This window comes from Sphingomonas aerophila, from assembly GCF_014199305.1.
Lineage (GTDB): Bacteria > Pseudomonadota > Alphaproteobacteria > Sphingomonadales > Sphingomonadaceae > Sphingomonas > Sphingomonas aerophila.
Genome location: NZ_JACIJK010000008.1, coordinates 67,362 through 87,017, shown reverse-complemented (window position 1 = coordinate 87,017; position 19,656 = coordinate 67,362). Strand labels below are relative to the sequence as shown.

Annotated in this window: 24 protein-coding genes; 12 read left to right on the top strand and 12 right to left on the bottom strand. The window is 64.9% G+C overall.

Annotation, left to right across the window (positions count from 1 at the left end):
* Positions 1–57 precede the first annotated feature (57 nt).
* From FHS94_RS13460 to FHS94_RS13450, 3 genes are all read left to right on the top strand, one after another.
* Complete coding sequence (locus FHS94_RS13460; RefSeq protein WP_184058718.1) at positions 58–657, top strand: 50S ribosomal protein L25/general stress protein Ctc; 600 nt, start codon at positions 58–60, stop codon at positions 655–657.
* 119 nt (positions 658–776) lie between these two features.
* Positions 777–1,346 (top strand): aminoacyl-tRNA hydrolase, encoded by a 570-nt coding sequence (gene pth, locus FHS94_RS13455; protein WP_184058716.1) that lies wholly within the window; start codon positions 777–779, stop codon positions 1,344–1,346.
* Positions 1,343–1,930 (top strand): TIGR02466 family protein, encoded by a 588-nt coding sequence (locus FHS94_RS13450; protein ID WP_184058714.1) that lies wholly within the window; start codon positions 1,343–1,345, stop codon positions 1,928–1,930. The genes pth and FHS94_RS13450 overlap by 4 nt, the downstream gene beginning before the upstream one ends.
* Here the strand turns inward: FHS94_RS13450 and FHS94_RS13445 are convergent, their stop codons facing one another.
* On the bottom strand, positions 1,931–2,413 hold the full coding sequence (locus FHS94_RS13445) for a hypothetical protein (protein WP_221234776.1): 483 nt from the start codon (positions 2,411–2,413) through the stop codon (positions 1,931–1,933).
* A gap of 277 nt (positions 2,414–2,690) precedes the next feature.
* Between FHS94_RS13445 and ychF the strand changes: the two genes are divergently transcribed.
* The 3 genes from ychF to FHS94_RS13430 all read left to right on the top strand — a co-directional run bounded on the left by ychF (position 2,691) and on the right by FHS94_RS13430 (position 5,614).
* Positions 2,691–3,791 (top strand): redox-regulated ATPase YchF, encoded by a 1,101-nt coding sequence (gene ychF / locus FHS94_RS13440; protein WP_184058944.1) that lies wholly within the window; start codon positions 2,691–2,693, stop codon positions 3,789–3,791.
* 75 nt (positions 3,792–3,866) lie between these two features.
* Positions 3,867–5,165: an alkaline phosphatase family protein gene (locus FHS94_RS13435; protein WP_184058942.1), complete on the top strand. Its 1,299-nt coding sequence runs from the start codon at positions 3,867–3,869 to the stop codon at positions 5,163–5,165.
* On the top strand, positions 5,165–5,614 hold the full coding sequence (locus tag FHS94_RS13430) for a MaoC family dehydratase (protein ID WP_184058710.1): 450 nt from the start codon (positions 5,165–5,167) through the stop codon (positions 5,612–5,614). Before FHS94_RS13435 ends, FHS94_RS13430 begins: the two co-directional genes overlap by 1 nt.
* 75 nt (positions 5,615–5,689) lie before the next feature.
* Here FHS94_RS13430 and FHS94_RS13425 read toward each other — a convergent pair whose 3' ends face one another.
* From FHS94_RS13425 to petA, 4 genes are all read right to left on the bottom strand, one after another.
* Positions 5,690–6,487, bottom strand: coding sequence for a hypothetical protein (locus FHS94_RS13425; RefSeq protein WP_184058708.1), 798 nt, complete (start codon positions 6,485–6,487; stop codon positions 5,690–5,692).
* 150 nt (positions 6,488–6,637) lie between these two features.
* Positions 6,638–7,483 carry a cytochrome c1 gene (locus tag FHS94_RS13420; protein WP_184058706.1) on the bottom strand — a complete coding sequence of 282 codons (846 nt, stop codon included), beginning with the start codon at positions 7,481–7,483 and terminating at the stop codon, positions 6,638–6,640.
* Between the two features lie 51 nt (positions 7,484–7,534).
* A complete protein-coding gene (locus FHS94_RS13415; protein ID WP_184058704.1) occupies positions 7,535–8,821 on the bottom strand; it encodes a cytochrome b in 1,287 nt (428 codons plus the stop codon).
* 12 nt (positions 8,822–8,833) lie between these two features.
* Complete coding sequence (petA, locus tag FHS94_RS13410; RefSeq protein WP_184058702.1) at positions 8,834–9,418, bottom strand: ubiquinol-cytochrome c reductase iron-sulfur subunit; 585 nt, start codon at positions 9,416–9,418, stop codon at positions 8,834–8,836.
* A 160-nt stretch (positions 9,419–9,578) separates the two neighbouring features.
* Between petA and FHS94_RS13405 the strand changes: the two genes are divergently transcribed.
* Genes FHS94_RS13405 through FHS94_RS13395 form a run of 3 tightly spaced genes read left to right on the top strand, consistent with a single transcriptional unit; the run spans position 9,579 to position 11,488 of the window.
* Positions 9,579–10,025: a tRNA (cytidine(34)-2'-O)-methyltransferase gene (locus tag FHS94_RS13405; protein ID WP_184058700.1), complete on the top strand. Its 447-nt coding sequence runs from the start codon at positions 9,579–9,581 to the stop codon at positions 10,023–10,025.
* A gap of 22 nt (positions 10,026–10,047) precedes the next feature.
* Positions 10,048–10,890: an oxygen-dependent coproporphyrinogen oxidase gene (hemF, locus tag FHS94_RS13400; protein ID WP_184058698.1), complete on the top strand. Its 843-nt coding sequence runs from the start codon at positions 10,048–10,050 to the stop codon at positions 10,888–10,890.
* A 4-nt stretch (positions 10,891–10,894) separates the two neighbouring features.
* Entirely contained in the window at positions 10,895–11,488 is a 594-nt protein-coding gene (locus FHS94_RS13395; protein WP_184058696.1) for a GNAT family N-acetyltransferase, read from the top strand.
* Here FHS94_RS13395 and FHS94_RS13390 read toward each other — a convergent pair.
* Both FHS94_RS13390 and FHS94_RS13385 read right to left on the bottom strand, forming a co-directional pair.
* Positions 11,467–12,237: a hypothetical protein gene (locus FHS94_RS13390; RefSeq protein ID WP_184058695.1), complete on the bottom strand. Its 771-nt coding sequence runs from the start codon at positions 12,235–12,237 to the stop codon at positions 11,467–11,469. The two genes, FHS94_RS13395 and FHS94_RS13390, sit on opposite strands and share 22 nt — an antisense overlap.
* Positions 12,234–13,163: a DUF7847 domain-containing protein gene (locus FHS94_RS13385; RefSeq protein ID WP_184058693.1), complete on the bottom strand. Its 930-nt coding sequence runs from the start codon at positions 13,161–13,163 to the stop codon at positions 12,234–12,236. Before FHS94_RS13385 ends, FHS94_RS13390 begins: the two co-directional genes overlap by 4 nt.
* Here FHS94_RS13385 and lipB point away from each other — a divergent pair.
* The 3 genes from lipB (at position 13,162) to FHS94_RS13370 (ending at position 15,109) form a co-directional block, all read left to right on the top strand.
* On the top strand, positions 13,162–13,824 hold the full coding sequence (gene lipB, locus FHS94_RS13380; protein WP_184058691.1) for a lipoyl(octanoyl) transferase LipB: 663 nt from the start codon (positions 13,162–13,164) through the stop codon (positions 13,822–13,824). The genes FHS94_RS13385 and lipB overlap by 2 nt on opposite strands.
* Before the next feature lie 88 nt (positions 13,825–13,912).
* Complete coding sequence (locus FHS94_RS13375; RefSeq protein ID WP_184058689.1) at positions 13,913–14,200, top strand: hypothetical protein; 288 nt, start codon at positions 13,913–13,915, stop codon at positions 14,198–14,200.
* 207 nt (positions 14,201–14,407) lie between these two features.
* Entirely contained in the window at positions 14,408–15,109 is a 702-nt protein-coding gene (locus tag FHS94_RS13370) for a hypothetical protein (RefSeq protein ID WP_184058687.1), read from the top strand.
* Positions 15,110–15,127: 18 nt separating this feature from the next.
* Here the strand turns inward: FHS94_RS13370 and queE are convergent, their stop codons facing one another.
* The 5 genes from queE to FHS94_RS13345 all read right to left on the bottom strand — a co-directional run bounded on the left by queE (position 15,128) and on the right by FHS94_RS13345 (position 19,622).
* Positions 15,128–15,760, bottom strand: a complete 633-nt coding sequence (queE, locus tag FHS94_RS13365; RefSeq protein WP_184058685.1) for a 7-carboxy-7-deazaguanine synthase — start codon at positions 15,758–15,760, stop codon at positions 15,128–15,130.
* Positions 15,760–16,446, bottom strand: a complete 687-nt coding sequence (queC, locus tag FHS94_RS13360; RefSeq protein ID WP_184058683.1) for a 7-cyano-7-deazaguanine synthase QueC — start codon at positions 16,444–16,446, stop codon at positions 15,760–15,762. Before queC ends, queE begins: the two co-directional genes overlap by 1 nt.
* A gap of 35 nt (positions 16,447–16,481) precedes the next feature.
* Positions 16,482–17,387, bottom strand: coding sequence for an Hsp33 family molecular chaperone HslO (hslO, locus tag FHS94_RS13355; RefSeq protein ID WP_184058681.1), 906 nt, complete (start codon positions 17,385–17,387; stop codon positions 16,482–16,484).
* A gap of 119 nt (positions 17,388–17,506) precedes the next feature.
* Positions 17,507–18,433 carry an ornithine carbamoyltransferase gene (gene argF / locus FHS94_RS13350; RefSeq protein ID WP_184058679.1) on the bottom strand — a complete coding sequence of 309 codons (927 nt, stop codon included), beginning with the start codon at positions 18,431–18,433 and terminating at the stop codon, positions 17,507–17,509.
* Complete coding sequence (locus FHS94_RS13345; protein ID WP_184058677.1) at positions 18,426–19,622, bottom strand: acetylornithine transaminase; 1,197 nt, start codon at positions 19,620–19,622, stop codon at positions 18,426–18,428. Before FHS94_RS13345 ends, argF begins: the two co-directional genes overlap by 8 nt.
* Positions 19,623–19,656: the final 34 nt, after the last annotated feature.

The window sequence follows — 19,656 nt, the reverse complement described above, 5'->3', positions numbered from 1 at the left end:
ATGGTCATCCCTGGAGGCGTGGCGGAAGAACATATCCCTTTGTTTCGGAGCATCAGCATGAGCGACACCATTACGCTCGCTGCCGAGACGCGTGATCGGGTTGGCAAGGGAGCCTCCCGTTCGCTGCGTCGTCAAGGCCGCGTCCCCGCCGTCATTTATGGAGCCGGGCAGGAGCCCACTTCCGTCCACCTCGAGGAAAAGGAGCTGTCGCGCGCGCTGCACACCGGCCACTTCTTCAACTCGGTCGTCATGGTGAACGGCACGCGCACCCTGCCCAAGGATGTCGCGTTCGACCCGGTCACGGACCGTCCTGTTCACGCCGACTTCCTGCGCATCGGTGAGCACACCGCCGTCACCGTGGCGGTGCCGGTCGTGTTCACGAACGAGGAAGAGTCGGTCGGCCTGAAGAAGGGCGGCGTGCTCAACATCGTCCGCCACGAGCTGGAGCTGATCGCCGACGCCGCCGAGATCCCCAGCGAGATCAACGTGTCGCTCGCCGGCCTGGACGTGGGCGACTCGCTCCACATCTCGGCCGTGACGCTGCCTGAAGGCGTGACCAGCGCGATCACCGATCGCGATTACACCATCGCGACGATCGTGGCGCCGTCGGCGCTGCGCAGCTCGGATGGCGCGGTTGAAGAGACGCCGGCCACGTAACACATCGTTGCGCGGAGCAATCGGGGGCAGGTGGCGGCGACGTCCCCTGCCCTTTTTGCTTCACGGACCAACACGTTGCCCAATGAGGCTTGGTTGATGGTCGATTGAAAGGCAGTTCAGTGCAGATCTGGGTCGGCCTGGGCAACCCTGGCCCGCAATATGCGATGCACCGGCACAATGTCGGGTTCATGGCGGTGGATGCGATCGCCGAAGTGCATGACTTCGGCCCGATCAAGAAGCAGTTCACCGGCTGGACCCAGGAAGGGCGCATCGGCACCGCCAAGGTCCTGCTGCTCAAGCCCGCGACGTTCATGAACGATTCGGGCCAGGCAGTCGGCGCGGCGCTGCGCTTCTTCAAGCTCGGCACAGAAGCCCTAACTGTTTTCCACGACGAGCTCGATCTCGCCCCCTTTCGGGTCAAGGTAAAGACCGGCGGCGGTGCGGCGGGGCATAACGGGCTGCGCTCGATCGACCAGCATCTGGGGCAGGATTACCGCCGCGTACGCCTGGGCATCGGCCATCCCGGCCACAAGGATCGCGTCACCGGCTATGTGCTCGGCAATTATGCCAAGGCGGAACTGGACCCGCTCGCCGACATGCTCGGAGCGGTGGCGGGCGAGGCATCGTGGCTGGCCACGGGCGACGATGTTCGGTTCATGAATGATGTCGCATCGAGGCTTGGCGCATGAGCACCCGTTCGCTGTTCCCGACCCTGTTCTACGAGGATACGCTCGCCAACGACGCCCTGGTCGCGGAGCTGGAGGAAGCGTGCCGCGACCTCGCGCAGGAGGATCGAGCAGGCGTACGCTGGTCGCGAGAGCATGGCTATCGCGGCTACACCTCCTACGCGTCGCTCAACGACCTGCCGCATCGGGACCCGGCCTTTGCTGACCTGAAACGCCAGCTGGACCGCCACGTCGCCCGCTTTGCCGAGGCTTGCGGGTTTCAACTTGGCGGGCGGAGGCTGAAGCTCGACAGCCTGTGGGTCAACGTTCTCAAGCCCGGCGGCGCGCATTCGGGTCACATCCACCCACACAGCGTAGTCTCCGGCACCGTGTACATCGCCGTGCCGCCCGGCGCGGGCGCGTTGAAGCTGGAGGACCCGCGGCTGCCCATGTTGATGGCAGCCCCGCCGCGCTCTGAGCCGAGCTTCGTCTACGCCGAGCCTTCGCCCGGCAGCGTCTTTCTTTGGGAAAGCTGGCTTCGGCATGAGGTTGTCGCAAACGCTGCCAAGGGCGAACGGATCAGCATCAGCTTCAACTATCGCTGGTGATCAGAATGGGTAGCGCACCGTCATCCGGGCAAGGCCGTTCACGCCCCGCGGAGCGCGGGGGCGGTCGCCGCCCCTAATCCGAAAGTCGGGGCTGGGATCGGTCTGCCCCACCAGCACACCCGCATCCAGCCCCAAAGCCAGGCCGTTGGGGCGCGTCTCGCTATACCCCATCAGCATCGCCGGGCTGAACCGCCGGCCTGCACGAGCGGAGCCCGTCCGCATGGCAGGCAACAGCTGAAGGCTCGCCGGGTCTGTCGATCGCGCAAACGAGCGGCTCAGCAGTCGCCCGCCCGCAGACAGGTGAAAGCGGTCGTCAAACGGAAAAAAGTCGATCAACGCCCCGCTCGCGCTGCGGCGCGCCAGCGGATCCGGTCCAATCATGCGCCAATTGGGCTCGCTCGCCGGCACCGCGACCCGAAGGCGGAAATCGGCCCTGATCGGAATGCTGACTGGCTGGGTCAGATGAAGAGTTCGCGTGGACACGGGACCATCGGCAAGCGCGGGCGAGGCTGCAAACAGTCCAACCACCACGCATGCGCATCTGCTCCGCACAGTCACCCCGTTCGCTAAGTGCCCTGAATCGCGGGCACTTGGTCATGATGGGACCATATTCCTTCAAACTCGTCACCAAGTCACGCGGGATCGAGCGTCGAAACGTGGCCGAACGACGCCCGACGGTGTCGGGCTCATACCCATGCTGGCCATTGCGCCCATGCATGACTATGGACGCCGCTTTCGCAATCTCTCGCAAGGCATCGTTATGGGTTTCCGCTGCGGCATCGTGGGCCTGCCCAATGTGGGCAAGTCCACCCTTTTCAACGCGCTGACGGAGACCGCCGCGGCACAGGCCGCGAACTATCCGTTCTGCACGATCGAGCCGAACGTCGGCAACGTCGCGGTCCCTGACCCCCGGCTGGAAAAGCTGGCCCAGATTGGGAACTCGGCCAAGGTGATCGAAACGCAGCTCGCCTTTGTCGACATCGCCGGTCTGGTTCGCGGGGCGTCCAAGGGCGAAGGGCTCGGCAACCAGTTCCTGGGCAACATCCGGGAAGTGGACGCGGTGGTGCATGTGTTGCGCTGCTTCGAGGATGGCGACGTCACCCATGTAGAGGGTAAGGTGGACCCGATCGCGGACGCCGAGACTGTAGAAACCGAGCTGATGCTCGCCGATCTCGACAGCCTTGAGAAGCGTGTCCCCAACCTCATCAAGAAGGGTCAGCAGGGCGACAAGGAGGCGAAGAGCGCTGCCACCGTTCTCGCCCGCGCGCTGGATCTGTTGCGCGAGGGAAAGCCTGCTCGCCTGACCGAGGCGAAGGACGCCGATGAAGAACGCCACCTCGCCCAGGCGCAGCTGCTGACTGCCAAGCCGATCCTCTACGTCTGCAACGTGGAGGAGGCGAATGCCGCGACGGGTAACGCCCACTCCGCACGCGTGTTCGAAAAGGCGGCGTCCGAAGGTGCCGAGGCCGTGGTCGTGTCCGCCGCTATCGAGGCGGAAATTGCCACTATGGCGCCGGAAGATCGCGGCGAGTTCCTGGCTGAGCTCGGGCTGAAGGAGACCGGCCTCGCCCGCGTGATCCGCGCGGGGTACAAGCTGCTCCACCTCCTCACCTTCTTCACCGTCGGCCCCAAGGAGGCGCGTGCCTGGACCATTCCTGCGGGCAGCAAGGCACCCCAGGCTGCAGGCGCGATCCACTCGGATTTCGAGCGCGGCTTCATTCGCGCGGAAACGATCGCCTTTGACGACTATGTCGCGCTTGGCGGCGAAGCCGGCGCGCGAGAGGCCGGGAAGCTGCGCCAGGAGGGCAAGGAATACGTCGTCCATGACGGCGACGTGCTGCTGTTCCGCTTCAACGTCTGACATAATTGCCGGCCATGGCGGCTTTTGACGTGGCATCGCGTTCGGCATCGCAGGCGACTGGGCGAGGGTAAGTACATGGCGGCACGGCGGTTGTTGGCAGCAGGCACTGCGTTGCTTGTGGGCGCGTGTTCCGCCCTGCCCAACACGCCACCCGCGTTATCACCCGTGACCCAGGCCGGGCCTGCGCCGGCTGAGCAGCGCCAGCCGGTCACGATCCTTGTCTCCATCGACGGCTTCCGCCCCGATTACCTGCAGCGCGGAGCAACGCCGGTGCTGTCCCGATTGGCGACCGAGGGGGTCAGCGCCTCGATGGCTCCGTCGTTTCCGTCCAAGACCTTTCCGAACCATTGGACGCTCGTGACCGGGCTTGTGCCGGACCATCACGGCATCGTCGGCAACTCAATGGAAGACCCGGCCCGCCCCGGCGAGAAGTTCACCATGGCGACCGACGACCCGTTCTGGTGGTCAGCAGCCGAACCGATCTGGGTCACTGCGCAAAAGGCGGGGCAGCATACCGCGACGGAGTTCTGGCCCGGCGCGAATGTCGGGTTGGGCGGCATTCGCGAACGCGGCGACGACACCACGATTGGTGGCGAGCGGCCGGCCGACTGGAACGAGTATGGCGGCGCGATCACCAGCAACCAGCGGACCGACGCCGTGATTGACTGGTTGCGCCGGCCCGCAGCTTTCCGCCCCCGCTTTGTCACACTCTATTTCGAGAGCGTGGATCACGCCGGCCATGACTTTGGTCCCGACGCGCCGCAAATGCGTCCAGCGCTGGCGGAGGTGGACGCGGCTGTCGGCCGGCTCATGGCGGGCCTGGAAGAGCTGAATCAGCCAGCAAACCTGGTGATTGTCGCCGATCACGGCATGGCCGCAACCTCAAGCGCGCGGACGATCCCCCTGGATCAGATTGCGAACCCGTCCGACTACCGCGTCCTCGAAACCGGCCCTTATGCCTCCATCTTCGCCCAGCCGGGGCGTGAGCGGAAACTGGAAGCGGCGCTGCTTCGTCCGCACCCGCACATGCAGTGCTGGCCCAAGCGAGACATCCCTGTGCGCTTCCGCTTCGGCACCCACCCGCGCGTCCCGCCCTACCTTTGTCTGGCGGATGTCGGCTGGGAGGTGGTCAAGACTGCCCCGACCAGGACCAAGGTCGGCGGCAATCATGGATATGACAACCAGGCGCCCGAGATGCGCGCCTTGTTCATCGCGCACGGTCCGGCCTTCCGCGGTCCGCGCGTCCTACCCTCCTTTCCGAACACCGACATCGCGCCGTTGCTTCGCCACTTGCTAGGCATCCCGGCCGGCTCGGGGCTGGACGGTGACGATGCCCCGTTCCACACCGTGCTGATCGGAAACGGGGCGAGCTAATGCGATTCTTCGAGGATATCGCCGTCGGCGAGAAGCACAGTTTCGGCTCCTACCCGGTGACGCGAGAAGAGGTTCTCGACTTTGCCCGAAAATATGACCCGCAACCCTTTCACCTGTCCGATGAGGCAGCGGCTGCGACGCACTTCGGCCGATTGGCGGCGAGCGGCTGGCATGTCTGCGCAATGGCGATGGCGATGCTGGTCGAGCATATGAAGGCGTTCGAGCAGGCGAGCCTGGGCTCCCCAGGGCTGGACGAGTTGCGCTGGCAGCGCCCCGTTCACCCGGGCGATATGCTGCGTTGCGAAACGGAAGTGCTGGCCGCCCGCCCCTCCGCAAGCCGGCCTGAGATGGGGTTGGTCAAGAGCCGGATGACCGTGTTCAATCAGGATGATGTGGCCGTCACCACCTTCGTCAGCAACGCCATGATCGCGACCAGGCCGGCAGGTTAGACCAACGCAAGTGTACTATTCGGCAGCCCGGCCGAGCCGCCCTTACCCAGGACCGCCCGACCGTCGCCACTTGTCTCAACGACGCCCGCGCCAGCCGCCCCCATTGCCGCCGCCGCCGCGATAGCCGCGGTTACCACCCCAGTTTCGCCCACCGCTCGTGCCAGCCTGTGGCTGAGCCGCGCCGGTGTTCGGCTGCGCCGTCGCGCCACCTCCTCGCCAGCCACCGTTGCCGCCACGATACGCACGATTGCCGTCCCAGCTACGCGTGCCAGGGGCTACCGCACCGCCCTGCGGCTGAACGCCACCGGCATTGGGTTGGGCGGTTACGCCAGTGCCGCGCCCGTCGAAACCGTTCGGACCGCGCTGACGATAGCTCTGCCCATTGCGCCCGGCAAAGCCGCGGTCGCCATAGGACTGCCCATTTTGAGGCGGAACCAGTCCCTCTGGGCCAGTGCCGTTGCCGTTTCCGCGATAGGCATAGCCGCGATTACCGCGCCCGGGCCGATTGCTGAAGCCGTTCCAATTGTTCCGAATACCGTCTCGTCCGGCATAGGATCCGCGGCGACCTTCCCAATATCGACGCTGAGTGTCGTTCCAGCGGAATGGGCGGCGGTTGCGGTCATACACGTAAAGACCGGTGCCCGGGTAATAGTAGTCATTGTACCAGCCGAAATAGGCCGGCGAGCCGCCATAGCCGTACCCGTATCCATACGGGTCGCCATAACCATCGCCGTCATAGTAGCTGTCGCCGTAATAGCCGCCCCCGCTGTAGCCCGCAGACAGCCCGCCATAGCCATAGCCGTCGGCACAGCCGGCAACACCTAGGGCAGCACCCAGCGCCAAGGCTGCCGCTGCCAGTCTCTTGATCAACATCCGGTCTCTCCCGTCAACGCGGGCGCGGCAGATACGCGCCGTTGAAATGAGGAACGTCGCGTGAACGTCGGCGGTTCCGGCGGCGGTCCGGACATGAAAAGGGCGGAGGCTTTCGCCCCCGCCCGGATCACACGAATGCTTGCGCGTCGATCAGTGCTTCACGTCGCGCCAGACGTTCTGATAGGCGCCCCACGCCAAGAAGCAGAAGATCAGGATGAAGATCACTGCTGCAAAGCCCGCGGAATGGCGCGCTTCTAGGTTGGGCTCCGCCGTCCAGGTCAGGAACGCTGATACGTCCTTCGCCATCTGGTCCACGCTTGCACGAGTGCCATCGGAATAAGTGACCTGCCCGTCTTGGGTCAGCGGCGGCGGCATCGCGATGTTCAGGTTCGCGAAGTACTGGTTGTAGTGCAGGCCCGTCGGGGTCTTGGCGCCCGGGAACTTGCGCAGCAGCTCGGCTGGCTGGTTCACATAACCATGGCCCACCAACGAATAGATGTAATTCGCACCATTGTGACGCGCCTTTGCCATCAGCGACAGGTCAGGCGGCAGCGCATTGTTGTTCGCAGCGCGAGCAGCAACTTCGTTCGCGAATGGCGACGGGAAGCGGTCGGACGGCACGTTCGGGCGCGTCGAGGCTTCACCGGTCTCGGCATTGATCGAGGGCTGCTCGATCTTCCAGCCCTTGGCGATCGCCTTCACTTCAGCTTCGCTATAACCGATCTGGCGCAGATCGCGGAATGAGACATACTTCAGGCTGTGGCAGGCGGAGCAAACCTCCTGGAACACCTGGAAGCCACGCTGCACCTGGCGGCGATCGAACCGGCCGAGCACGCCGTTGGACGGCAGGCCGGCGTCGAGCGCCTCGCGGTGGAACTCATGTTCGGCGCTTTCGGGCGGCGGATTGGTGATCCAGTCCGACACTGTGCCGAACAGCGCCAGCCCGAGCACGAACACGAACGCCGCGCCGACCAGGGATGCAATTAAACGAACCATCTTGATATCAGTCCCCCAATGGGCAGTTCGGTCGGGCCGCGGATCGGCCTCTTAGCTGGCCATCGCCGACTTGTGCGGCCCCAGCCCTGCGTGCTTCGCGAGCACCGCTTCGGTGATCGAGTTCGGCAGAGGACGTGGACGCTCAGTTCGGGCGACGATCGGCAGGATGATAAGGAAATGCGCGAAGTAATAAGCCGACGCGATCTGACCCATCAGGATCACCCACGGCCGTGGCTCCGCCCCGCCCACATAGCCCAGCACGAACAAGTCGAGCAGCAGGATGAGGAGGAACTTGCGATACGCGGGCCGGAAGTTCGCCGAGCGGATCGGCGACGAGTCCAGCCATGGCAGGAAGAACAGCAGCAGGATCGAGCCAAACATGGCCAGCACGCCCCACAGCTTCGCCGGCAGGATGAAGTCGGCGGTGAAGCTCTTCAGGATCGCGTAGAATGGCAGGAAGTACCATTCGGGCACGATGTGGGCCGGCGTCGATAGCGGGTTGGCTTCGACATAGTTGTCCGGGTGGCCGAGCAGGTTCGGGCTGAAGAACAGCAGCAGCGCGAATACCAGCAGGAACACGCCCAGGCCGACCGCGTCCTTCGCCGTGTAGTACGGGTGGAACGGCACGGTGTCCTGTTCGCCCTTCACGTCCACGCCGGTCGGGTTGCCCGAGCCGGGGATGTGAAGCGCCCAGATGTGCAGGATGATCACGCCCGCGGTGACAAACGGCAGCAGATAATGGAGCGAGAAAAAGCGGTTCAGCGCGGCATTGTCGGGCGCGAATCCGCCGAGGAGCCAGATGCGGATCGTCTCACCCACAACAGGTATCGCCGAGAAGAAGCCGGTGATGACCTGCGCACCCCAGAAGCTCATCTGCCCCCAAGGGAGCACGTAGCCCATAAAGGCGGTTGCCATCATCAGCAGGAATATGACCACGCCCAGCAGCCAGACCATCTCGCGCGGCGCCTTGTAGGAACCGTAATAGAGGCCGCGGCCGATATGGATGTACACTACCAGCAGGAACATCGACGCGCCGTTGGCGTGCGCGTAGCGAAGGAACCAGCCCGCGTTCACGTCGCGCATGATGCTCTCGATCGAGCCGAACGCAACGCCGCCGTTGGCGGCATAGTGCATCGCCAGCACGATGCCCGTGATGATCTGGATGGACAGCGCCGCACCCGCGAGCACGCCGAAGTTCCAGAAATAGTTCAGGTTGCGCGGCACCGGATAGCCCGCGCCCACGGCATTGTAGACGAGGCGCGGAACGGGAAGCTTCTCGTCCAGCCACCGCATCAGCGGCTGCTTTGGCTCGTAGTGCTTGGCCCAGGGAAAGCTCATGCTGGTACTACCTCAACCGACCGTAACGGTCGTGTCAGACGTGAAGACATATTCGGGCACCGTCAGGTTCTTTGGCGCCGGCCCCTGCCGAATCCGGGCCGCCGTGTCATACGCGGAACCATGGCACGGGCAGAAGTAACCGCCAAATGGACCACGATTCTCACCCTCGCCGGCGCCCAGAGGGACGCAGCCCAGGTGTGTGCAGACGCCCAGCGTGATCAGCCAGTTCCTCTTGCCTTCCTTGGTCCGCTCGGCGAGCGACTGCGGATCGCGCAGCTCGGACAGGGAAACGGCGTTCGCCGCCGCAATCTCCTGCGGCGTCAGGTTGCGGACGAACAACGGCTGCTTGCGAAAGCTGGCCTTGATCGCCTGCCCCGGCGCGATCTTGCTGAGGTCGAGCTCGGTGGTCGACTGCGCCAGCACGTCGGCCGAAGGATTCATCTGGTTGATCAACGGCAACACGATCGCGACGGCGCCGACGCCGGCAAAGGCAACGGCGGCAATGTTGATGAAGTCACGACGGCGTGGATCGGGCTCATGGTCGTGGAACGGCTCGGCGCTCTCGCCGGGAGGTACCATGTTGTCGACAGAAGCCATTCAATCGAACCCTTGATCTTGCGTTCCGGAATGCCCGCACGGACGGCGCGCACCCAAATGCCGGCCGCTTCCACGGCCAGGCTCGCGGTCTGATAACGACGGCTGCTCGGGTTTCCAACCGGATTTTGCGGCGGGGGTCATCCGCCGTTAAGGCCCGAGCATGCGGATCGCTCTTTTCGAACCCGATATCGCCGGCAACGTCGGCACCTTGTTGCGCACGGCCGCGTGTCTCGGCGTCGCGGTCGACCTGATCGAGCCGATGGGCTTTGCCTGGAGCGACCGAGCCCTGGCGCGCGCAGGCATGGATTATGCCCGCGATGCGGAGGTACGACGCCACGCGGACTGGGACGCCTTCGCCGCAACTCTCACGGGCCGCATCGTCCTGCTCACGACGCGTGGTGCGACACCCCTGCCGGCCGCAGCCTTCCGCCCCGACGACGTCCTGTTGTTTGGGTCGGAGGGCGCCGGCGTGCCGGACTCGGTTCACGACCGCGCCGACCTCAGGGTCGCAATCCCGCTCAAGCCGGGCTTTCGGTCGCTGAACGTCGCAGTAGCCGGCGCAATAGCGCTGGGAGAAGCGCTGCGCCAAACGGGTTGGCCCGCTTGACCCTCCTCGCTAGACCGCCGCGATGATCGAGCTCGACCCTCAGCAAGCCGCCGCCCGCGCATGGTTCGAGGCGCTTCGGACGCGAATATGCGCCGCGTTTGAAGCAATCGAGCGTGACGCGGGATCGGACGCGTCTTTCGAATTTCTTCCCTGGGACCGCGTCGACCAGTCCGGCGCGCCTGGCGGCGGCGGCGTCCGCGGTGTCATGAAGGGTCGCGTCTTTGAAAAGGTCGGGGTGAACGTCTCCACCGTAGGCGGCACGCTGGAGGGGGACTTTGGGCGCACCATCCATGGCGCCGGCGATGACCCGCGCTTCTTTGCCACGGGGATCAGCCTGGTGGCCCACATGGCGAACCCGCACGTCCCGGCGGTGCACATGAACACCCGCTTCCTGCGCACCACGAAGCAATGGTTTGGCGGTGGCGCCGATCTCAACCCGCCCCTGCCCGTCGAACAGGACACCGCTGACTTCCATGCGCGGCTGCGCGCTGCGTGCGACGCGCATGATCCGGCTTACTACCCGCGCTTCAAGCAATGGGCCGACGATTACTTCTACATTCCGCATCGCCAGGTCCACCGCGGCGTCGGTGGCATCTTCTACGATCATCTTGAGGGCGAGTTCGAAGAAGCGTTCGCCTTCACCCGCGACGTGGGTGAAGCGTTTCTCGACATTTACCCCGCCATTGTCCGTCGCCGCATGGCATTGCCATTCACTCCTCAGGACCTGGCGGTTCAGCGGGCCTGGCGTGGGCGCTATGCCGAATTCAACCTAGTTTACGATCGCGGCACGTTGTTCGGGCTGAAGACCGGCGGCAACATCGATGCCATCCTGATGAGCCTGCCGCCGGTCGCGACATGGGATTGATGCGATGAGCCTGGCCCGCGTAGCCGATTCGGACGTGGCCACGATTGTAACTACCCTGGAGATGCGCCAGTCGCCACCACTCCGGCCCGCTCCGTCATTTTCGCTGCGGCTCAAGCGATGGCACAGCCCTGAGCCGGAGCGCTACCGAGCCTTGTTCCGCCGCGTTGGGGAGCGGTGGCTCTGGTTCTCGCGCCTTGTGATGAGCGAGGACGCGCTGCTTGAGATCATCCGTGACCCCCGTGTGGAAGTCTACGCCGCGATCGATTCGCGCGGGATCGAGGTCGGGATGCTCGAACTGGATCTGCGCCGGGCAGGCGAAACGGAGATCAGCTATTTCGCCCTTGTCCCCGAGCTGGCCGGACAAGGCCTTGGGCGTTGGTTGATGGCACAAGCGCTGACGCTGGCATGGCGTCCGGGGATCAGCCGCGTCTGGCTGCACACCTGCACGCTGGACCATCCGTCGGCGCTGAACTTCTATCGCGCGCAGGGCTTCCGGCCAGTGGCGCGTACGATCGAGACCTTTACCGACCCACGCGCCATCGGGCTGCTTCCCACCGAGGCCGCGCCGCAAATCCCCTATTTGGCCAAAGCCCGGTAGATAATCGGCCCTGCCAGCGCGAGCACAAGGGCGCCGCTGGCAAGTACCATCGACGCGCCCGCATACACCATGGCGAGCACGATCGGGTTATCTCCCGCGCCGCTTCGAAGCGAGTGGGCCAGCGCCAGAAGCACCATCGCGCCAAGCTGGCTGGCCACCATGGTCATCGCCGCCAACGCCAGCAATGCACCGCGACTGCCACGTGACGCACGCCACGCACGTGCGACGGCATGCGCCGCGCTACCCGGTCCGGCCGCCACAGACGGGGCGACCAGGGTCAGCAACGCCAGAGCTGCTATGTACAGCACGGGGGCCAGACCCACCGCCAGTGCAGGGCCGCCTACCGATACCAGCAACGTGGCACCGGCGATCATCGGCGCCCAGACGATCAATGCCGACAGCAGGTAGCGACCGAAGGTCATCGCCGCTCGACGCAGCGCGCTTCCCACCTGCCCCGCGCCCGGCCCCATGTACAACGACGCGATCGCCAGGGTCCCGAACTGGCCAGCCAACGCCGCAAGGATGTACGCAAGCCCGTTTGTCGCGACCCAGGCCGACAGGGCCTGGCTCCAAGCGGCGCTTGCCTGCTCGTTGGCCCCACCCTCAAATGGCGGCGCTTCGGGCACCAGCAGCAATATCGCCCATTGCGGCACGAACAAGAACAGGCCCGCGATGGGCAACAACAACGAACGGTCGCGTCGCCACAGCGCGCGTGTGGCGCGCAGCACGCGCACGGGATGCAAGGTCATGCGAAAACGTCGGCCGCCCTTCGTCCGGATACTGCCGCATAAAGCTGCGCGGCGAAAACAGCCAGCACCACTGAATAGGCCGTGGTTGCTATCGCGCCAATCAGGGCCACGATGAAAGCGACAAGTTGCGGAGCGTCGGGGCCGATCAACAGCCGCGCAATCGACCCGACCACAAAAGTGGCGGCTCCTTGCACCACGATCCACACCAGTGTGAACAGGATATAGATGCCGAGGATGCGCCAGGCGTTTCCGCCCGTCAGGGACCAGCTGCGGGCAAATGCGCGCAGCCCTGCCCGCTCATTGACGATCACCGGGGTCAGGAGGAACAACCGCACCGCGATGAGGATCAATGCGACGACCAACACGAGCGAGTAGATCGCGACAAAGCCGATCCGCGGGGGCGCAATCGTGGGAGCAACACCGCTTGCCATGGCCGTCAGGTCGATGCCGCTACCGGCCAAAGCTATCACGATCGGCAGAGCCAGCAAGATCAAGACCAGGCCAGCAACCACGTAGACGCCGAGCGCGGGAGCATAACGGCGGCTAGCCAGCGCAGCAGCCTCTCTCTGCGTGACCGCAGGATCGGACGCCACGGCCGTGACTGCCAGCTGCCCCCAGATCATCAGCAGGGCTGCCACGAACCCCAGCACGCTGCCAACGGTGCCGAACGATGCTTGCGGCGGGGTGCTCGCGGGCGCGCTGAACGCCGTCCACCCGTCGCGAACCACGGCGGGGACAAAGATGGCCGGGATCGCAATCCGCGTGAGAATGCCGGATCGTCCGCGCAGCACCTCCACCGTCTGGTCCCAGATGTTGCTCATCGACACCATGGCGCCGTTCCCCTCCCCGTTGGCCTGCCCCGCGCCACCCGTAGCGGCACGGAACGGTCTTGCAACCCGTGCGGGGCGCTCCCACAGGCTCTCCATGATGTCGCCATCAACGCCCGAATGGCTCGTAACAGCAGGGCTCACCCCCTACCCCGATGCCCTGTCCATCATGGAACAACGCGCCGCTGCTGTGCTGGCAGGGGAAGCGCAGGAACTTGTGTGGCTGCTGGAGCACCCACCCTTGTACACCGCAGGGACCAGCGCCGACCCGAGCGAGCTGATCACGCCCCGTTTCCCGGTATTTCCGGCCGGGCGGGGCGGTCGCTACACCTATCATGGCCCGGGCCAGCGGGTCGGATACCTGATCATGGACCTGGCTCGTCGTGGGCGGGACGTACGATGTTATGTACACGGGCTGGAAGGATGGGTGATTGCCGCCCTCGCCAGGCTGGGCGTCGAGGCGTTCCGCGCAGAAGGACGCGTTGGCATATGGACGCGGATGGGCGGAAGTGAGGCCAAGATTGGCGCGATCGGCGTCCGGGTCCGTCGCTGGATCACCATGCACGGCTTCGCCGTCAACGTTGCTCCAGACCTGTCGCATTTCGGCGGCATCATTCCCTGCGGCCTGCCGGACTACCCGGTTACCAGCCTCCATTCGCTCGGGATCGCCGCGGATCTTGCAACTTTAGACGCCGCCCTCGCGTTCACATTTCCGGCATTCCTTGAAACTCTTTCTTGCGCCGGCGAAAACGAGACTTGAGGGTGATGCCGTGTGTGGGTAATGTCCACTCCGATTTGGGTGATAAGGGCAGCCAGCCGTCCAAATCCTCTTCTCAAGGGAGCTTCCAATGCGTGCAATGATTTCCAAGGTCCTGACCGGCTCCATGATCGCCGGCGCGGCGCTCGCGGTTGCGGCCTGCGGCCCGAAGACCGAGACCACCACTGACAACACCACGGTGACCGACATGAACGCGACCGAGGGCATGGACACGATGTCCGACAACATGACCGCCGTCGACAGCTCGATGAACTCGGGCATGATGTCGAACGACACCTCGATGATGTCGAACGACACTTCGATGATGTCGAACGACAGCACGATGTCGAACACCGGCACGACCACCAACGCAATGTAATCCGGGGCCTTCGGGCTCCGTTTATGCGAAGGTTCTCTAAAGGGGCCGTCCGGGATACCGGGCGGTCCCTTTTCGATTCCGCCGAGCTACTCCATGCTTGGGCCGTCCGCCGCATCCCGGCCACCGCCGAGCGCGGACTAGTTAATTTCGCTTGGGATTGGCCGGAAAACCACGTAGATTCCGCAGCCTGTGTTTCGGGAGGGTGTAATGAAGGGTTGGCGTAAAGCGGGCGCGGGGGCGCTCGTGGTGGCTCTGCTGGCAAGCGGCCCGGCGTCCGCACAATTCTATTTCAAGTCTAAGGACATGCGCGGTGAGCCCGTGACCGGCACTGAAACCGGCATCATGGAAGCCTTGCCCGGCGCTACCCCGGCGGAGCAACGTGCAGGCCTGATCTGGACCATGCGTGCGGCACTCAACGTCGCAGCCCTGCAATGCCAATTTGAACCGACGCTCCTGACGGTCAGCAACTACAATGCGATGCTGAAGGATCATGGCGACGAGCTGAAAGGGGCTTTCGACACGCTCACCAAATATTTCGCCCGCACTGCGAAGGGCAAGCCGGCGGGACAGAAGGCGCTCGATCAGTTCGGCACTCGCACCTATGCCAATGTCACCACTGTTTGGGCGCAGATTAACTTTTGCGAGACCGCGTCGGAGATTGGCCGGGACGCTGTATTCACACCGCGCGGCCATTTCGGCGACTTGGCGGAACAGCGGATGCGCGAGTTGCGTAACTCGATGACGCCTGCGGGTGAGCAGATGTTCTCCCGCTACGTGGGTCACGATCCCAACCGCCTGCCGGTGCCGCGCCTTGACGCTATCTGCTGGGACAAGAAGGCGCGTTGGCAGACCAAGAAGTGCGGCGCCCTGGGCTGGCCACCGGTCGGCACCAGCCTGGCCGCACGCTGATCATGCCTGGGCCTGCGCTTAGCGCAGGCCCAGCAGCTTGTGGGTCTGGATACTTAGGCGCCATTGTGGACGCGCCAACACAAGCTCAATCGCAGCCCGCTGGTGATCCGCCGCCCATGGATCGTCCAATGGCTGGATCAGCCGATGGGAAAAGTCCCAGCTCTCCAAGATATCCAGGTCAAAACCAGCCTGCGGCCAGACCAGCTTCAACTCGTCGCCGGATTGCTGCACCACTGTGCTGCCGGCTTTTGGGCTTATGCACACCCAGTCGATACCGGGGTGGACAGGTAAGGTGCCGTTGCTCTCGATCGCGATCCGGAAGCCGGCGCCATGCAGCGCGTCGACTATAGCGTCATCAGCCTGCAGCATCGGCTCACCACCGGTCAGGACCACGAAGCGATCCTTTAGCCCCGGTCCCCAGGCCTCCTCCACCGCCGCGATCAGCGCGCTGGCGTCGTTGAAGCGGCCACCGCCACCCCCGTCCATGCCGACAAAGTCGGTGTCGCAGAAACGGCATATTGCACTCGCCCGGTCGGCCTCTCGCCCGGACCACAGGTTACACCCAGCAAATCGCACGAACACGGCCCGTGCGCCGGCATTCACTCCCTCTCCTTGCAGGGTCAGGAACAACTCTTTGACGGCATAGGCCATCAGGGACGCGCGGCGTAGCGGGTCGGATCGGGCACGCCCGCTTCCTCGAACCCCTTTGAGCGGAGGCGGCAACTGTCGCACAGGCCGCAGTGTTTCTCATCGGGAGCCGGGTCATAGCACGACCAGCTCAGCCCCATGTCCAGCTCCAGCCGCGCGCCCTCGCGCACGATGTCGGCCTTGGTCATCGCTTGAAGCGGCGCCTGGATGCGGAACGGCTCGCCTTCTACGCCCGCCTTGGTGGCAAGCTCCGCCAGCCGCTCAAAGCCGGTGATGAACTCAGGACGGCAGTCGGGATAACCCGAATAGTCGAGCGCGTTGACCCCGATGAATAGATCGCGTGCACCCGCCGCCTCTGCCCAGCCGAGCGACAGGCTGAGGAAAATAGTATTGCGCGCCGGAACATAGGTGACCGGGATGCCGGGCTGCACCCCGTCCTTCGGCACGTCTATGTCGGCGGTCAGCGCGGAGCCGCCAAACGCCGAAAGGTCCAGCGGCAACACGACATGTCGCTCCGCGCCCAGCGCTGAAGCCACTCGGGCCGCCGCCTTCAATTCAACCCGATGACGCTGGTTGTAATCGACCGAGAGCGCAAGCAGCCGAAAGCCGGCCTCACGAGCAAGCGCGGCGGACACCATTGAATCGAGCCCGCCAGATACCAGGGCGACGGCAAGTTTTTGTTCGGTCATGATCGGTCAGCCGCTAGTGCCTCGCCCCATCCCGCTCAAGCAGGCTCGGCGACGCGAATGGGAAATTGGCGCGCGCAGAAGTGGCAATCGACCACGATGTTGCCGTCGTCGTTGGCCATGGCGCGCTGCTCGTCGGGCGGGAACTGGCCCAGCACGGCGGCGAAATGTTCGAGTGTGCAACGACAGCCGCGGACCAGCGGCGTGGACGCAAGCACCCGTACCTCCTGCTCCTCGTTGAACAATCGCCACACCAGCGTCTCGAGCGGCACTGTCGCGCTGGCAAGCTCGTCCGCTCCCATGGTCTCGCCGAGCGCAGCCACGTGCTCCCACTCGGGGTGATCGAGCCGTGTATGGAGGCGCTCTCGCCCCTCCTCACCCTCGGGCAGGTGCTGGAGGAAAAGGCCGCCCGCGACGCAGCGACCATCCGGGCCCTTGCGGATGCCCGCACGCACCAGCGTCGGAATCTGTTCGGACTGTACGAAGTAGCTCTGCGCGGCGTCGACCAACGTCACGCCGTCCAGCGGCACGATGCCCTGATAGCGCTCGCCCGTAGCCGCCAGGTCAAAGGTGATGGCGAGGTAACCCTGGCCGAACAGCGCGAACAGCGTCGGGTTCTCGGGCGCCATGGCCAGCCGCTCGGCGTCGAACTCGACATAGCCCCGCACCTCACCGCCCCGATAATCGCAGACCAGAAGCGTGACGACGCCCGTCTCGGTCCGCGACTGCATGGTGAGTTGCGCCTCCGGGTCCTTCAGCGTCGACCCGATCAGCGCCGTCAGCGTCAGCGCCTCGGCCAGCAACGCCTCAATCGCGGGCGGATAGGCGTGGGCGGACAGGATCGCATCCAACGTCGGCCCCAAGCGGACGAGGCGCCCCCGGGCGCTGCGGGAGGGGATCGCGAAACCGAGCGCGCGATCAAGGTCGGTGGTCAACTGTTCCATGCAATCCGTTCGGGCTGAGCGTTACGAAGCCCTCCCGCGTGAAAAGCAGGACGCCCCCGGATGGCCAGGGGCGCTAGGACTTTCGGACAGTCGCGAGATGGTGTCGCCAGCGGCGCGGGTCAACCGATCTGCCCGAAGCACCAACGCAGCACAGATTTTTGCGCGTGCAACCGATTTTCTGCCTCGGGCCAAATCAGCGACTGGGGCCCGTCGATCACCGCTTCGACGACCTCCTCGCCGCGGTGCGCCGGCAGGCAGTGAAGAAACCTCGCGTCCGGCTTCGCGCTGGCCATTAGCTCCGGCGTCACCTGGAACGGCATCATGGCCGCGAGCTTCGCCTCCGCGTGGGACTGCCCCATGGAGATCCAGGTGTCCGTGACAACAACGTCGGCCCCGGCGACCGCCTCGGCCGCACTATCGACCACCCGCGCACGCCCGCCGCCGCGCGCAATGTCGGCATTGCTCGGCCGGTAGCCGTCAGGACACGCCGCGACGACGTCGAAGCCCATCAGGCCGCCCGCCTCGATGATCGAGGCGAGCATGTTGTTGCCGTCGCCCAGCCACGCGACCTTCAACCCCGGCAACGCGCGGCCGCTCTCTACAATCGTCAGCAGGTCCGCCATGACCTGACACGGGTGTGACGCGTCGGTCAGTCCGTTGATCACCGGCACCGAAGCGTAGCGCGCCATCTCCTCAACCTTGGCATGGTCGTCCGTGCGGATCATGATCGCGTCGACATAGCCCGACAGGATACGCGCCGTGTCGGCAATGCTCTCGCCACGGCCAAGCTGCATCGAACCCGCATCGGCGACGATCGACGTTCCGCCGAGCTGCCGTATCGCCATGTCGAAGCTGAACCGTGTCCGCGTCGAGTTCTTCTCGAACACCATCGCCAGCACGTGCCCGGCGAGCGGGGCGTCGGCGTCGACGCGGCCCTTTGGCCAGTCTCGGCGTGCAGCCTTGCGGTCCAGCGCGTCCGCCAGCATCGCGGCGATCGCGTCGGCGCCGGCATCGGTCAGGTCGAGAAAGTGGCGCAGCTCAGTCATCGCTCGCCCCAACAAAGGTCCGTGCGCCCTCGCTCAGCTTCTCGACGCATTCGGCCACATGGCTTTCGTCGATGATCAGCGGGGGCAGGACGCGCACGACATTCTCGCCAGCGGCCACCGTGAGCAGTTGATGATTGTCGCGCAGGTGGGCCACGAACTCGCGCGGCTCGTTGCCTGCCTTGAGCTTGATGCCAAGCATCAGCCCGCGCCCGCGCACTTCCTCGAACAACCCGTCATGGTTGGGGATCATCTGCTCCAGCGACTGGCGAAGCCGCTGCCCAATCGTCTCCACATGCGACAGGAAATCGGGCTCCAGCATCACGTCGAGTACCGCCTGCCCGGCCGCCATGGCGAGCGGGTTGCCACCATAGGTCGACCCATGGGTGCCGATCACCATCCCCTTGGCGGCTTCCTCGGTGGCGAGGCACGCGCCGAGCGGGAACCCAGCGCCGATGCCCTTGGCCACCGCCATGATGTCGGGCGTGACGCCATAATGTTCGTACGCCCACATCTTGCCCGTACGCCCATAGCCGCACTGGACCTCGTCGAGCACCAGCAGCAGTTCATGCTCGTCACACGCCTTGCGCAGGCCAGTGATGAAGGCCTCGGTCCCGACCGAGACTCCGCCTTCGCCCTGGATCGTCTCAACCAGGAAACCGGCAGTCGTGCCGTCGATCAGCGCCAGCGCGGCGTCCAGGTCATTGAAGGGCGCATAGCGAAAGCCAAGCAGCAACGGCTCGAACCCGTCGCGCATCTTGGCCTGATTGGTCGCGCTGATCGCACCCATGGTGCGGCCGTGAAACGCGTTGTTGAAGGTGATCAGCGTCGTGCGCTGCGGGTTGCCGTTGGCGTAGTGGTAACGCCGCGCCGTCTTGATCGCGCACTCGATCGCTTCGGTGCCCGAATTGGTGAAGAACACGGTATCGGCAAAGCTGTTGGCGACCAGCCGCTCCGCCAGCGCCTCACCCTGCGGGCTGCCGTACAGGTTCGACACGTGCATCAACGTCGCCGCCTGTTCGGCAATCGCCTTCACCAAATGCGGGTGCCCGTGACCGAGCGCGTTGACCGCGATCCCGGCCGCGAAATCAAGAAATTGCTGCCCATCCTCGCCGTACAGGTACACGCCCTCGCCTCGCACCGGACGCACCCCGCACCGTGGGTAAACGGGCATGAGCGCAGGGGTGGACACGATGCTTCTCCTCCGAAACGAGAGAAGGCGGCCC